Origin of the sequence: Streptomyces sp. NPDC006372, from assembly GCF_040612515.1 — a bacterium.
GTDB lineage: Bacteria > Actinomycetota > Actinomycetes > Streptomycetales > Streptomycetaceae > Streptomyces.
On sequence record NZ_JBEXQJ010000015.1, the window covers coordinates 1 to 14,438 of the forward strand.

Genomic DNA, 14,438 nt, shown 5'->3' on the forward strand with positions numbered 1-14,438 from the left:
GCCCCGGCGGGAGCCGGGGCCACGACTCCATCGCAAGTCAGGAGTGGCTGCTCTGAGGGCTGTTGAGGTAGGCGAGCACGGCGAGGACTCGGCGGTGCCCGCTGTCGCTGGGCGGCAGGCCCAGCTTCAGGAACACGTTGCCGATGTGCTTGTGCACTGCGCGCTCGGTCACGACGAGCGTCTTGGCGATGGTGGCGTTGTCGTGGCCCTCGGCCATGAGCTTCAACACCTCGCGTTCGCGCGGGGTGAGGGTGTCGATCGGCGTGTCCCGACGGCGGGTGAGCAACTCGGTGACGACTTCCGGGTCCAGGGCGGTGCCGCCCGTAGCGACCCGCTCCAGCGCGTCGAGGAACTCGTCGACCCGCCCCACGCGGTCCTTGAGCAGGTAACCGATCCCTCTCGCCCCGCCGCCCAGCAGCTCGGCGGCGTACGACTCCTCGACGTACTGGGAGAGGACCAGGATCGGCAGTCCCGGAATGAGCTCCCGCGCGTCGCGGGCGGCGCGCATGCCCTCGTCGCGGAAGTGCGGCGGCATCCGCACGTCCAGCACGGCGATGTCCGGTCGGTGCTCGAGCAGCGCGGGCAGGATCTCCGGCCCGCTGCTGGCGACGGCCACCACCTCGTGCCCGGCCGAGTTCAGCAGCAGGACGAGCCCCTCTCTGAGCAGGGCGTTGTCCTCGGCGATCACCACACGCACGGCAGCTCCACTTGGATCTCGGTCGGGCCCCCGGCGGGGCTTGTCACGGTGACCGTGCCGTCGAGGGCGGCGACGCGGCGGCGGATGCCCAGCAGGCCCGAGCCGCCGTGTTCGTCCACGCCGCCCATGCCCTCGTCCCGGACGACGGCCCGCAGCCCTGCGCGCAGGCGTTCCAGACGCACGATAGCCCGTTGGCTGCCACTGTGCTTGGCCGCGTTGGTCAGCGCCTCGGCCACAGCGAAGTACGCGGCCGCCTCCACCGCCGCCGGGGGCCGCGGCCCCTCCTCCAGACCGCCCAGGACCTCCACGGTCACCTCCAGTCCACTGCTGGCAGCCAGCGCCCGCACCGCGCCGACCAGGCCACGGTCGGTGAGGATCGGTGGGTGGATGCCGCGCACCACGTGCCGTAGCTCGGTCAGGGCCTCCTGAGCATGGTCCTGGGCGTCGTCGAGCAGCTTTCGAGCGGTGTCGGGGTCGCGGTCGTAGGCGCGTTGCGCCAGGCCAATACGCATGGACAGGGCCACCAGGCGGGCCTGGGCGCCGTCGTGCAGGTCTCGTTCGATGCGGCGCAGCTCGGCCTCATGCGCGGCGATCGCGTCGGCCCGGGTGGCGGCCAGTTCCTCCACCCGGGCGGCGAGGAGCGCCTCGGGGGATGGCCTGAGGAGGGCCTGCGACCAGCGGGCCTCCAGGTCGGCGAGCCGGGTGATCAGCGGAAGTACGACGGCTTCGCGGCGCAGCAGGCCGCACCACACCCCGTCGACGACCAGTCCGAGCAGCCACAGCGGCAGCGCGAGGAAGACCAGAGCGCCGTAGAGGTAGGAGGCGAGCATCCAGAGCAGATCGGTACGGGTCCCGGGATCGCGGACCGCGATGCGCAGCCGGTGCCGCAGTGAACCGGTGAGGGCCTGGTACGCCTCGGGGATCTGGCGGCCCGTCCACGCGGCTGTCATCTGCCGCTTGGCGCCGGCGATGCGGCGGATGAGCAGCACTGTCTCCGGCAGCAGCCAGGCTCCGACCACCGCGAGCGTGCCGATGGCGGTGATCAGCAAAACCGTGATGAAGAGGTACAGGCCGAAGGCCATCACCGCGGCGAGGGTCAGGTGGACCGTGGCCCGCCCGGCCTGCCGCATAGCTTTCCACATATGCCCACGTTAAGCGGCCGAGAGCCGGGCGACGGTGGAGCGGCCGACACTAAAGGGGTGTAGTCGGCTACACCCTCGATCCGGGAGCGCGCTCTCTCGGAGCGGTGCACGGATCACGGGACTGTGGATGCAGGCGAACTCGTCCCCCATGAAAGGGAAACCCCTCATGAAGTCCCTGCTCGCGTCCATCGCTCTCTGGCTCGTTTTCGTGGTCGGCCTCGCAGCAGGCGTGGCCTCCGGCGCCGTCCTCGACGGCACGGCGAAGGATCTCGCCACCTACGGCGGCATCGCTGTCTCGCTCGTGGCGGGCTCCCGGATCGCTCGGAAGGAACCGATCAAGTCGTTCCTCGGCTCGCGGCCGGTGCTGTGGTTCCTGTTCCTGTTCAACGGCGCCGTCGCCGCGTTCTGCGGCGTCGCGGTCGAGGGCACGCAGGGGATCATGGCCGCGGTCGGTATGGGCGTCGTCTCTCTGGGGGCAGGCCTCGGGCTGCTCCAGAAGCGCGCGAAGCCGCAGCCGGAGCGGGCCTGACGCCGACGTCACCAGCCGCTTCAAGATCGCCTAGGTCGGCGCGCCTCGCCGGAAGCTCGGGGAATGCATTCCGCGGAGCACATACGAAACGAAATGTGTTCGTTTCGCATGGACGTATGCTCGTGCCATGACCTCCCTTGTCCTCACTGAGCTCACTGAGCGGCTGCACAAGAACCTCGGCCGCCCCGAATCCGACCTGTTGGCCTCGGGCGGTCCCTGGAACCTGTCACAGACGTTGCAGCACTGTGCACAGACTGTCCGCTACTCCGTGACCGGATACCCCAAGCTCAAGCCCGCCCTGTTCCGGGCCACGGCAGGCGCCCTGGCCAAACGCGTCTTCCTGCGTCGAGGAGCGATGAAGCACCCGCTCGGCGCGGAAATCGACGGGGCCCCGCCGCTGGACCCGAGCCTGCCGGTGGCAGAGGCCGCGTCCAGCCTCGCGGACGCGGTGGCCCTGTTCACAGGCCACACGGCACAGCATGCCCCCCACCCCGCCTACGGACGCTGCACACACGACGAGTTCGCGCGGCTGCACGCCATGCACCTGGCCGAACACCTCCCGGGACTGGTCGATGCCTGACCCCGCGCCGAGCCGGGGACGCCCCCGCGACGCCTCGCGGGACCGGGCGCTGCTGGACGCCACGCTGGCCGTTCTGGCCGAGATTGGTTACGGCGGGTTGACCACCGCTGCCGTCGCAGCCCGCGCCGGAGTGTCCACTGCCACTCTCTACCGCCGCTGGTCCTCCAAGGAAGACCTGGTGATCGCCGCTGCCTCCACCCACATCCGTGACCTCCAGGTGCCGCCCGACACCGGCACGCTCGAAGGTGACCTGCGCGCTGTGCTTCGGGACAAAGCTGCCGCTCTGACCGGTCGGAGCGGGTGGTTGATGCGAGCTCTGGTCGGCGAGGCCGCGCACAACACCGTCCTGGCCGAGGCCCTCGCTACCGCGTTCCTGACGCCCGTACGCCGGCACGTGGACGAGATCGTGCGACGGGCCGTCGACCGGGGCGAGATCGCGCCGGTCGAGGACGCCGACGTGCTCGGCGACCTGGTGATCGGTCCCATGGTGAGCAGGTTCCTGCTCACCTCACTGCCGCCGGACCGGGTGGACGCGGCCGCCGCGGCACGGACGGCCGACCGGCTGCTGCCCTTCCTGCTGCGCGCCATCGGAAGCGATTTCGGCGGCGTCGAGCGTCCCTAGTGGCCAGGTCGACACGAGCACTGGCGCGTGTGCGGTCGGAGTACCCATGATCCGTACAGATGCTCCCAGCCGAGCCCCGACGGCCTGACCTCGCAGCTCAGATGTGTTCATGACGGCCCGTGGCCGCCGCCCTTGCCGAGGTCGCGCGCGGCCTCAAGGCACCGGTGCCATCGTGCGACCGTGCTGCGGCGCCGTGCGTCGTCCCAACCGGAGGTGAAGATCTGCATGTCGCTGTCCGCGCGCTCCTCCAAGTCACTGGTCGTCCACAGGCCCAGCTCGAGTCCTGCCAGATGGGCGGCCCCCACGGCGGAGAGTTCGTGGTGCCGGGTGCGCGCCACGGCCACGTCGGCGACGTCGGCCTGCAGTTGCATGAGCGTGTCACTGCGGCTCAGACCGCCGTCGGCGACAACCTGACGCAGGCCAGGCAGGACAGCAACGACGTCTCCCACCTGGTAGGCGACCGATTCCAGCGCGGCGCGCGCCAGCTGAGCGCGGCTGGTGCCCAAGTCGAACCCGGCGAGGACGGGTACGGTGTGGGCGTCCCACCAGGGCGCTCCGACGCCGCCGAACGCCGGGACCAGCGTCACGTCGCCCGCGTTCGCGTCGGCCGCAAGCTGTATGGCCTCGTCCGGCGAGATGCCGAGCAGCTGTGCCAGCCATGTGATGGTGCGACCGGTGGAGCGGATGTTGGCTTCGTGGGCGATGGTGGGCCGGCCGGTGGACCAGGCGATCGTGCTGCACACCTGCTCGGCCGGTTCTGGAGAGTCCGTCACCGTCATGACGGACGAGCCGGTGCCGTAGGTGACCTTGACGATGCCGGGACGCCAGCCGGCATGGGCGAACAGCGCGGCGTGCGAGTCGCCCAGGACCGCGAGCACCGGGGTGCCGTCGAGCAGGGGATCGAGTCCCCGCAGCCTCCCGAAGGGCCCGTTGGACGCGACGATCCGGCCCAATGCCGGGCGCGGGACGGCGAAGAGGCCGAGCAGTTCGTCGTCCCACTCACCTGTCGTGAGGTTGACCAGTTGGGTTCGGGAGGCGTTGCCGACCTCGGTGACCAGCTCCCCAGTCAGCGCGTGCAGGAGATACGCGTCCACGGTGCCGAGGCGCAGGCGGCCGGTGCTGGTGAGTGCGCGGGAGGGATCGTGCTGGTCGAGGAGTGCGGCCATTTTCAGGGCGGAGAACATCGGGTCGAGCGGAAGACCGGTGCGTCGCCTGACTGCCTCGCCCATCCCTGCGCGGGCGAGGCAGTCGGCGCGTTCGGATCCGCGCTGGTCCTGCCAGCTGACCAGAGGAGCGACGGGCAGGCCGGTCACCGCGTCCCACAGGACAACCGACTCACGCTGGGTGCTCAGCGCCACGCCGGCCACGGAGCGCGGGTCAGCGGCCTTCATGCAGTCGGCGACCGCGGTGCGCACACTGCCCAGGAGCGCCAGAGCGTCCTGCTCCACCAGGCCGGGGCCCGGGTGGAATTGCGACAGGGGCGCGCTCGCCCGGGAGACGACGTCGCCGACGGCGTCCAGGAGCAGCGCCTTGGTCGAGCTGGTGCCCTGATCGATGGCGAGAACATGTGGCTTCATCAGGCCCGTCCAAGGGCCTCGCGCGCGGCGGCGGCGATGCCTTCGGCGTTCAGGCCGAAGTGGTCGAGCAGGAAGGACGCGCTGCCGGTCGGGGCGAAGGTGGGCACGCCCAGCATGCGCACCGGGACGGGGTGGTGCTCGGCCACGGCCTTGGCGACCGCGGCTCCCAGGCCACCGGAGAGTAGTCCTTCCTCCGCGGTGACGATGGCAGTGGTCTCCCGGGCGGCGGCCACCACGGAAGTCACGTCGAGCGGCTCGACGAACGTCATGTTGAGCACGCGGGCCGAGACCCCCTGTCGCCCGAGGAGTTCGGCTGCCTCCAGCGCACGCGAGACCATCGTGCCCACAGCGATCAGGGTGACATCGGTGCCGTCGGCGAGACAGGTGGCCTGGCCGGCGTCGAACGGCGTGCCGTCGGGAGTGACGGCGGGGACCTTGAACCGGGGAACGCGGATGTAGGTCGGCCTGCCCGAGGCGGCGGCCCAGCGCACCGCGCTGCGGGTCTCCGCAGGATCCGCGGGGACGATGATCTCCAGCCCGGGTATCGCACGCATCCAGGAGAGGTCCTCGATGCCGTGATGGGTGGGGCCGAGCTCGCCGTAGGCCATGCCGGGGCTCTGCCCGCACAGCACGACATGCCGGTAGGTGTAGGCGATGTCGGCCTTGATCTGTTCCAGCGCACGCCCGGTCAGAAAGGGCGTCGCGGCGGACACGAACGGAACGAACCCGGCGTTGGCGAGGCCGGCCGCCACACCGACCATGTCCTGCTCCGCGATGCCCACGTTGACCAGCCGGGTGGGGAACTCCTCACGGAACTTGACGAGGTTGCTGGAGCCCACCGAGTCGTTGCACACCGCCACGATCCGCTCATCGGCGCGGGCCAGTAGGGCAAGCTCGTCGGCGAAGTCCGCCCGGCAGTCGAATGTGGGAGCCTGCGCGGCCACGGCGGTCATCGGTTCAGCTCCTCGAGCGCGAGACGGACCTGCTCATCGGTGGGCACCTTGTGGTGCCACTCGACGCGGTCTTCCATGAACGAGACACCTTTGCCCTTGACGGTGTTGGCGATTACCGCGACCGGGCGACCTGTGGTCGACGGCGCGTACGCCTGTTTGATCGCCTCGTGGTCGTGGCCGTCGATGACACGGACCTCCCACCCGAAGCTCGCCCACTTCGCGTCCAGCGGCTCCAGGGACTTGGTGTCCTCGGTACGGGCCCCCTGCTGCAGCCGGTTGCGGTCCACCACAGCCGTCAGGTCGGCCAGTTCGTAGTGGGCGGCTGTCATCGCGGCCTCCCAGTTGCTGCCTTCCTGGATCTCTCCGTCGCCCAGCACGACGATGGTCCGCCACGTCTGGCCGCGCAATCGCGCTCCGAGTGCGATACCGGTGGCGACCGGGAAGCCGTGTCCGAGCGGACCGGTATTGGTCTCCACGCCGGGGACCTTCAACCGGGCGGGATGACCGTTGAGCGGCGACAGCGGGGCCATGAACTCGCTGAGCCGGGCCCGCGGGAAGAACCCGCAGGAGGCCAGCGTCGAGTACAGCGCCGCGGCACAGTGCCCCTTGCTCAGGACGAAGCGGTCGCGCTCGGGGTGATCGGGCTCGGACGGATGCATCCGCAAGGTCCCCCATAGTGCCGTGACCAGCAGGTCGGTCACGGACAGGTCACCGCCGACGTGGCCCATGCCCGCCGACTGGATCGTGGTGAGGATGTCACGGCGGACGGAGGTCGAGATCTCGGCGAGCTCCGCGGCGGCCTCGGTCGGCGATGCCGCCCGCAACTGGGCGCTGCGCTGGTGGTACATCCGGGCAGCGTCCTCGTCGGGCTGCAGCGGAGCCATGGTCTTCAGGGTGGTGGTCACTCGGATTCACTTTCCGCGAGCGCACGGAACAGCGCCCGCTTCGCGCTGCGCTGCGCGCCCAGGGCGTCCTGCGCCGACTGGGCGGCGGCCAGTTCGTCCCGGTCGAGGTAGCCCAGCGCCTGGTGGAAGGCGCGCATGGTCCGGATGCCGGTGCGTGCGGCCTCGACCGGGTCCTCACGGAAGGGGAACTGATCCAGCTGCCAGACGCCCTGCCAACCGGCGTCGTGCAGCGCGAAGAAGAATTCGAAGGTCTCCAGCAGGTGCACGGAGCCGACGACCATGTCGTCGTCCCAGCCCCGGAAGTTGTCGTTGACGTCGATGGCGAACAGCTTGTCGCGAGCGATCGCCATACGTGCGGCCTCGGCCGGGGTCTCACCGCCGTACAGGGAGTGGCCGAAGTCCAGCAGGACACCGACGTTGTCCACGCCCATGTCCTGGATCGCGAGCAGGGTGCGTGCCACGGAGGAGAAGACCATCCGGTTGCGCGGCTCACGCGGCTTGTACTCGATCGCGAACTTCAGGTCCGGGAAGGACTGGGCGAGCTCGCGCAGCGCGTCCACCGACTTGGCCCACAGGTCGGTATAGTCGGCCTGGAAGGGATAGTCGTAGCCGTCCTGCCCCGGCCAGATCTTGACGTAGTCCACCCCGAGCTCGCGCCCGACCTCGGCCGCTCCGGCGACCAGATCGATCGCCCTTCGGCGGACGGCGGGATCGGGGTTGGTGAAGCCGCCCTTGGCGAATTTGCCGGTGTAGAACTCCGGCGTCACCGCGATGGCGCGCAGGTTCTGCTCGGCCAGGGCGCTGCGCACCTCGGCCGTGCTGATGCCGCCGGGCGGGAAGGGCCAGTTCAGGTCGAGGACGGACAGGTCACCGACTGCTCCCGCCAGCTTGATGGCATCGAGGATCGTGCGGGGATCGCCGTATCCGTCCGTGGCGTAGCGGTCGACGTAGGTCGCGAAGTGCCAGACCCCGGCGCCGTAGATCGGTTCACCTTGTGATTGAATTTCTATGCCCCTCTGACTATACATGCGGCTCACGCTAGGAATGAGACTGCGACGTGTCAACGGTGTGCACCGGCGAGCTTGCCGGGGGAGGGGAGGAGGACCGCTGCGGAGGCACGCCGTGGGGCGCACTGAGGCGTTGCCATGGGCTATGGCTGGGCGCTCGCGGTCCTGCTCCAGTCGCAGGGAGTGGGTCTGAGGTCGGTCAGGCTGAACAGCACCCAGGCGTCCGCTGAGCGGCTCGTTGGACGGGGCGCAGCTGTTGGGCCTGACCGGCTGCCCGGATTTCAGCGCGTCTGCGCACCGAACCGAGCTACGCTGACGGGCTGCTCCACCTCGTCCACGGCAACATGTCGGCGTACCCGGGTGGCTTCATCGACAGACCAACTACCTGACGACGGCAGAGCCGATCCTGCGTGATCGTCTCGTTTCTTCAGCAGCGTCATGCCAACTGCCGTGGAACATCCCGCGGGTGTGGACTGGCACCGTTAACAGGTTCGCCTCCTTGTGATGGTGCGGACCGCTCGACCTGCCCGGCCTTTCGTCGCGGTACGCCGCAGCAGTCCGGTAGCCCGTCAGGTGCTGTTGGTTGTGCGGCGGTGCCGGGCTGCACGGTGCGCCCCCGAGAGCCGCTCGTCAGCACCCCTCGTCGGCCCAGGCAGGAAGGCCGGTCGGGAGCCGCCCCCTCAACGGCTCCCGACGCGGCGTAGAGGATGTCCGGCGCTGGCGTTGCTGCGCAGGACCTGGTGGAGGCGCAAGGAAATCTCTAGTGGACGACGACGCGCACCCGACCGAGATTCGCCACCCGGGCGAAGGGGGTTGCGGTGTCGCCCTGCCGCTGCGCCGCCACCCTCAGCACCGGGAAGTACGTGCCCGGCTTGGTGTAGGTGAAGGTCTGACTCACCTCGACGGTGCGGCGAGGTAGCCCGAAGGACTTGGGTGTGAAGGTGCCGGTGCCGGCGAAGTCCCACTCCGTCCTCACGATGCTGCCGGCGCCGGGCGGGACCTCGATCCTGGCCCTGAAGGTGACGGGCCGGCCGGTGGGCACATCGATCCGGTCGGTGCCGTCGACGGTCAGATCGACGGCGGGCTGGATTCCACGGCGAGCCGTGGCATTTCCCGGCACCTGGACCTGGCTGTCGTCCACGCCGTAGGGAGTCGAGCGCGCCGGTGCCACACCCTTCTCCACCCAGCCACTCAGATCGCGCAGCGCTTGCTGCAGGATGCCGGTGAACTCGACGATCCGGGCCGCGCGGGCGCCGGTGACGGGGCCTTCGAGGTGGTCGGCGTTGTCGTTGAACCAGAGGCGGAAGCTGTCGTCGTATCCCTCGCCGAGGGCTTCCTTGACGCGCGTGCGGTACCAGTCGGCGGGCCAGGGGTAGGCGTCGGTGTCGAGGAGGTTGGCGATGACGATGACCTTGCCGTTGATCCTGCCCGTGTGCGTGCCGCCGCCGCTGGTGGACGCGGAGATGGCGGGGCCTACTTGGACCTTGCGCTGCGGGTAGAGGGGCTGCCCGTCGGGGCCCCGGTACTGGTCCCAGGCGTAGAAGCCGGGACGGGTCGGAACCTGGTAGCGGTGGTAGGCGCGGAAGGCGAGGGACCACCGGTTGCCCATGTGCAGCTTGTCGCCGGTACCGAGGGCGGCCAGCACCCCGGCGTTGTTGCCACTGTCGAGTGTGAGGACCCGCGTGGTCGGGTCGAGTGAACCCGACAGCGTTCCAATGACCGTCGTGCCGTCGCTTTCGTAGGCGGTGAAATCCAGTCCCGTCGTGTCCGGCTGGGACGGTGCGGTGTCGAGGACAAGGCTCGTCGGCTTGTTCTGGGTGTCCCGGTTGATCTGCTTGACCGTGGCCTGATGGTCGATTCGTGCGGCACGGATCAGATCGCCGAGGGGTGACTGCTCGGTGCCGAGGTAGCCCGGCTTGCCCCAGAAATCGTCCGCGTAGGTGGGATCCATGCTGCGCACGAGGGCCGTGAACCCGAGAAGGCCGTCGGGGGCGGACAGCCCCAGCACGTATCGGTAGTCCTCCCACGCCCGGAGTGGGACACCCATGTCCGTGGCTTCGCGCAGCATGGCCCCCTCCACCTCGTTCAGATGCGCGTAAGGGTCGCCGCTGCCACCGGGTGCCACCGCGTCGGCGATCAGGGGAGCCTTGTCCCGCAGGACGAGCCGGGCCAGGGCGCGGACGGTGAAGCTGTTGGGGACGGCGGCCGGCGTGCCAGGGATGAAGGGCACCGCACCGTCCCACACGCCCGAGGTGTTCTCGATGGCGCCGATGGTCTGGTAGGAGCCGCCGCTGCCGCCGTAGACATAGCCGTAGATACGCCGCTTCGAGCCGTAGTACCGCGCCGCGTACGTCCGGGAGAACTTTGCCGTGGCCGCGTCCACGCGGTAGCCGATGCCGCCGTTCGTCTGCACGACGTAGGCGCCGCTGTCCACGCCGAAGGCGACGTCCTCGGAGGCTGGGTTCTCGTCCTGCAGCGGATACACCTTGTGGAAGAAGCGGCCCTGCCACTGCCTCTTCGAGGGGAGACAGAGGGTGAACTTCTTGTCCGTGCCCGCGAAGTGACCCGCCACCTTGCGGTGCGGTACCGGTGTGGTGAGGTCCGTTTCGCTGTCGATCACAGGCTGGTTGTACAGGGGGTCGTCGCAGTCGGGTGTGACCCATATCGGCCCGCCGCTCACGCGCGCCGTGCACTGCGGCCGGGAAGCGGCCGCGGCGCGGGGGACCTGGATCGACGACGCGCCCAGCATCACCACGGCTCCGGCTGTCGCGTTGCGGACGAAATGACGTCTTGACCATGCCCCCGCCGGGGCGCTGTGCGACCTGTCGTCACCGGCCGATCCGTGTGTCTTCATGTGTTCCCCTTGAGGTCGGAAAGCTCCGGAGTGTCGAGTTGCAGCCGCTTGGCGCGCCGGAGGCGTTGCTTCTTCGGATCCGCGATGGGAGCCGCCATCTGCAACCTGCGGGTGTAGGGGTGCTGCGGGTTCGTCGCGACGTCGTGGGCCTTGCCGATCTCCGCGATGCGGCCCTGGTGGAGGACGGCGATCCGGTCGCTCACCTCGTTCACGACGCCCAGGTCGTGGCTGATGAACAGGTAGGCCACGCCCGTCTGGCGCTGGATGTCCTGCAGGAGTGTCAGGACGCGTGCCTGGGTGGTCACGTCCAGCGCGCTGGTGGGTTCGTCGCAGATGATGACCGAGGGATCGAGGGCGAGCGCGCGAGCGATCGCGATCCGCTGCCGCTGACCGCCGGAGAACTCCCGTGGATACCTCCCGCCGGAGTCGGCCGGGAGACCGACGGCGTCCAGCAGCTCCCGTACGCGGGTTCGCCCCCCCTCGGCCCCGGCCGCGACAAGAGGTTCGACGAGGATGTCCTCGACCTGCATCGACGGGTTCAGCGACGAATAGGGATCCTGGAAGATGACCTGGATATCGCGGGCCACCCTGCGCCGACGGGCCCGGGAGATGTTGCTGATGGTCTCGCCGCGGAAGGTGATCGAGCCTGCTGTGACCGGCGCGAGCCCGAGGACGGCGCGGCCGATGGTCGTCTTGCCCGAACCGGACTCGCCGACCAGGCTCAGTGTCTCCCCGGCGCGCAACTCGAAGGAGATGTCGTCGATCACCGTGGTCCCGGCGCCCTTCCGGCCGCCGTAGCGGACGACGAGGTTGTCGACCTTCAGTACCGGCTCTGGCACCTCATACCTCCGCGATCTCGACACGGCGTGCCGATGAGAGCAGTTCCCGGGTGTAGTCCTCGGCGGGGGACTCGAAGAGCGCGTCCACGTCGCTGCGTTCCACGATGTTGCCGTCGCGCATGACGCTGACCGTGTCGCAGATGTCAGCGACGACACCGAGGTTGTGGGTCACGAGGATCACGGCGAGACCGCGTTCGTCACGCAGTTCGCGCAGCAGTTCCAGCACCTCGGCCTGCACGGTCACATCCAGGGCCGTCGTGGGCTCGTCGGCCACGATCAGGTCGGGGTTCGAGGCCACCGCGCCGCAGATGAGCACGCGCTGTGCCATGCCGCCGGAGATCTCGTGCGGGTACTGGCGGAAGACCCGTTCCGGATCCTTGATGCCGACCCGTGCGAGCAGCCTCAGCAGCTCCTTTTCCGCTTCCTGCTTGGACATCTTCTTCACCGCGCGCAGGCCGTGGGTAAGTTGCGCGCCGACCGTGAAGCAGGGGTCGAGGTTCGACATGGGTTCCTGCGGCACGTAGGCGATGCGCCGGCCGCGTGTCGCACGCAGCTGCTGTTCGTCGGCCAGCAGGTCCTTGCCGTCCAGGACGATGCTGCCGCCGAGGACGACCGCTTCTCGGGGCAGGATGCCCAGGGTCGAGAAGGCGATCTGTGACTTGCCGGACCCGGATTCGCCGACCAGGCCGTGGATCTCGCCGCGCCGTACGTCGAGATCGACGCCGTGCACGACCTCGCGCACACCGTTCTCACCGTCCGGGTAGCCAATGCGCAGGCCGCGGATCGACAGAACCGCGTCGGCCGGGGCGGCCGCGGGGTCTCCGGTGGTCGACTGGCGCTCCTCTTGGGCCTGCCGGGCCAGTTCGCGGCGCCGGCGCGGGGACAGTGTCGTGCTGTGGGTCGACGACTGGAGCACGTCGCGCAGGGCGTTGCCGAGCAGGACGAGCGCCAGAACGGTCAGACTGATGAGGAGAGCCGGCCACAGGACGCCGGCCTTGTTGTTGTAGATGTTGCCGAACGCCTCCTGCAGGACGCTGCCCCAGGACGCCTTGGCGGGGTCGCTCAGACCGAGGAAGCCCAGACCGGCCTCCATGGTGATCCCCGCGGCAAGGACGAACGAGCTCTGGATGACGACCGGCGCGCGCACGGCCCACAGCACATGGCGGCCGACGATCCTCAGGTCGGAGAGCCCGACCACCTTGGCGGCGTCGACGTAGAGCTCACTGCGGACGCCGAGAACGACGGACCGGACCAGGCGGAAGTAGGTCGGCGCGACGATGAGCCCGAAGACGGCCATGGCGGCGACGATGTTCGACCCGGTCCGCGCGTACAGGGCGATCAGCAGGATCACGCCGGGCGTCGACATGACCACGTCGGAGACCCAGTTCAGAACCGCGTCCGTCCTGCCTCGGTAGAAGCCGGCGGCGAGACCGCTGGTCACACCGAGCACGACGGACACCGCAAGCACCAGCACGCAGGCGAGCAGCGTCTGCTGGGTGCCCCGCATCAGCCGGGACAGGATGTCCCGCCCCGTCGAGTCCGCTCCGAGGAGATGCCCGGAGGAGAACGGGGACGCGTCCACCGCGTTGAGGTCCGTGACGTTCGGGCCGTGGGGGGCCAGCCAGGGACTGGTCAGGCCCATGAACACCACGAAGAGGAGGAAGGCCAGGCAGGTGGCGCCCTGTGGATTGGTGAGCAGACGCTTGAGGAGAGACCTCTTCCTCGCGGCTGCCTGCACCAGATCGGCCGCTTCCAGCGGGGGCGTCGTCGTCATCGCTTCCTCGCTTTCGGGTTGACCGCTGCCGTGACGAGGTCGCCCAGCAGATTGACTACGAGGACGACGACGATCGTCACCAGCACACACCCCATCACCAGGGGCACGTCGCCCTTCTGGGCCGAGGTGTTGCTCAGGTCGCCGAGACCCGGCAGGGCGAAGACCTGTTCGATGACCACTGCCCCACCGATGAGGCCGAGGGTCTGCAGGCCCAGGGCGGTGAGACCGGGGCCTGCGGCACTGCGCAGTACGTGTCGGAAGACGACCTGCGACTCCGGGATGCCACGGGCGCGCAGCGTCCGCACGAAGTCCTGGGAGAGCGTGTCGAGGACCGCTCCGCGGAACTGCGCGGCCGCGTTGGCGATGGATCCTATGAGCAAGGCGATGACCGGCAGGGTGACCGACTTGAGCCACCCGCTGACGCTCTGGTCCGGTGAGACGTATCCCGTGGCCGGGAGCAGCCGGACGGAGATCGCGAAGGCGAAGACGAGACCGATCGCGATGATGAAGGCCGGCACGGCCGCTCCCAGGACGGACAGGAACTGCACCACCCGGTCGAACCATCCGCCGCGGACGGCGGCGGCGACGCCCAGGACGACGCTGATCACTGCTGTCAGCAGGAGCGACAGCACGATCAAGGTGAGCGTCACCGGCACCCGGGAGGCAAGAGCCGACGTCACGGACTGCCCCGTGAAGAAGGAGTCGCCGAGATTGCCCGTGACGACGCCCTGGAGCCAGTCTCCGTACTGCACCAGGAGCGGCTTGTCGAGACCGAGCCGCACCACCTCCGCCTGCACGTCGGCCTCAGTGGCCCTCGTGCCCAGGACCGCCCGTGCGATCCCGGGCCCGTTGCCGTACATCAGGACGAACGTCGCGAAGCTGACGACGAGCAGCACACCCACCGAGCGCGCCAGCTTCCTCACCACTGAACCCAACACCTGCGGCTCCAATCGTTCACG

General features: G+C 69.3%; 13 protein-coding genes. 3 read left to right on the forward strand and 10 right to left on the reverse strand.

Annotated elements, in window-relative coordinates:
* Nucleotides 1-37: 37 nt before the first annotated feature.
* Nucleotides 38-697, reverse strand: a complete 660-nt coding sequence (locus ABZ016_RS22050; protein WP_356918340.1) for a response regulator transcription factor — start codon at nt 695-697, stop codon at nt 38-40.
* On the reverse strand, nt 685-1,839 hold the full coding sequence (locus ABZ016_RS22055; protein WP_356918341.1) for a histidine kinase: 1,155 nt from the start codon (nt 1,837-1,839) through the stop codon (nt 685-687). Before ABZ016_RS22055 ends, ABZ016_RS22050 begins: the two co-directional genes overlap by 13 nt.
* 166 nt (nt 1,840-2,005) lie before the next feature.
* Here ABZ016_RS22055 and ABZ016_RS22060 point away from each other — a divergent pair, with 166 nt between their 5' ends.
* From ABZ016_RS22060 to ABZ016_RS22070, 3 genes are all read left to right on the forward strand, one after another.
* On the forward strand, nt 2,006-2,368 hold the full coding sequence (locus tag ABZ016_RS22060; RefSeq protein ID WP_356918342.1) for a hypothetical protein: 363 nt from the start codon (nt 2,006-2,008) through the stop codon (nt 2,366-2,368).
* Nucleotides 2,369-2,495: 127 nt separating this feature from the next.
* On the forward strand, nt 2,496-2,948 hold the full coding sequence (locus ABZ016_RS22065) for a DUF1569 domain-containing protein (RefSeq protein WP_356918343.1): 453 nt from the start codon (nt 2,496-2,498) through the stop codon (nt 2,946-2,948).
* A complete protein-coding gene (locus ABZ016_RS22070; protein ID WP_356918344.1) occupies nt 2,941-3,570 on the forward strand; it encodes a TetR/AcrR family transcriptional regulator in 630 nt (209 codons plus the stop codon). Before ABZ016_RS22065 ends, ABZ016_RS22070 begins: the two co-directional genes overlap by 8 nt.
* Before the next feature lie 107 nt (nt 3,571-3,677).
* Here the strand turns inward: ABZ016_RS22070 and ABZ016_RS22075 are convergent, their stop codons facing one another.
* The 8 genes from ABZ016_RS22075 to ABZ016_RS22110 all read right to left on the reverse strand — a co-directional run bounded on the left by ABZ016_RS22075 (nt 3,678) and on the right by ABZ016_RS22110 (nt 14,402).
* Nucleotides 3,678-5,147 carry an FGGY family carbohydrate kinase gene (locus tag ABZ016_RS22075; RefSeq protein ID WP_356918345.1) on the reverse strand — a complete coding sequence of 490 codons (1,470 nt, stop codon included), beginning with the start codon at nt 5,145-5,147 and terminating at the stop codon, nt 3,678-3,680.
* Nucleotides 5,147-6,100 (reverse strand): transketolase C-terminal domain-containing protein, encoded by a 954-nt coding sequence (locus ABZ016_RS22080; protein WP_356918346.1) that lies wholly within the window; start codon nt 6,098-6,100, stop codon nt 5,147-5,149. Before ABZ016_RS22080 ends, ABZ016_RS22075 begins: the two co-directional genes overlap by 1 nt.
* Nucleotides 6,097-7,005, reverse strand: coding sequence for a transketolase (locus ABZ016_RS22085; RefSeq protein WP_356918348.1), 909 nt, complete (start codon nt 7,003-7,005; stop codon nt 6,097-6,099). The genes ABZ016_RS22080 and ABZ016_RS22085 overlap by 4 nt, the downstream gene beginning before the upstream one ends.
* Complete coding sequence (locus tag ABZ016_RS22090) at nt 7,002-8,033, reverse strand: sugar phosphate isomerase/epimerase family protein (RefSeq protein ID WP_356918349.1); 1,032 nt, start codon at nt 8,031-8,033, stop codon at nt 7,002-7,004. Before ABZ016_RS22090 ends, ABZ016_RS22085 begins: the two co-directional genes overlap by 4 nt.
* Before the next feature lie 739 nt (nt 8,034-8,772).
* Entirely contained in the window at nt 8,773-10,866 is a 2,094-nt protein-coding gene (locus ABZ016_RS22095) for a Tat pathway signal sequence domain protein (protein WP_356918350.1), read from the reverse strand.
* Nucleotides 10,863-11,705 carry an ATP-binding cassette domain-containing protein gene (locus tag ABZ016_RS22100; RefSeq protein ID WP_356918352.1) on the reverse strand — a complete coding sequence of 281 codons (843 nt, stop codon included), beginning with the start codon at nt 11,703-11,705 and terminating at the stop codon, nt 10,863-10,865. The genes ABZ016_RS22095 and ABZ016_RS22100 overlap by 4 nt, the downstream gene beginning before the upstream one ends.
* A 1-nt stretch (nt 11,706) precedes the next feature.
* On the reverse strand, nt 11,707-13,479 hold the full coding sequence (locus ABZ016_RS22105) for a dipeptide/oligopeptide/nickel ABC transporter permease/ATP-binding protein (protein WP_356918353.1): 1,773 nt from the start codon (nt 13,477-13,479) through the stop codon (nt 11,707-11,709).
* Nucleotides 13,476-14,402 (reverse strand): ABC transporter permease, encoded by a 927-nt coding sequence (locus tag ABZ016_RS22110; protein WP_356918354.1) that lies wholly within the window; start codon nt 14,400-14,402, stop codon nt 13,476-13,478. The genes ABZ016_RS22105 and ABZ016_RS22110 overlap by 4 nt, the downstream gene beginning before the upstream one ends.
* Nucleotides 14,403-14,438 lie beyond the last annotated feature (36 nt).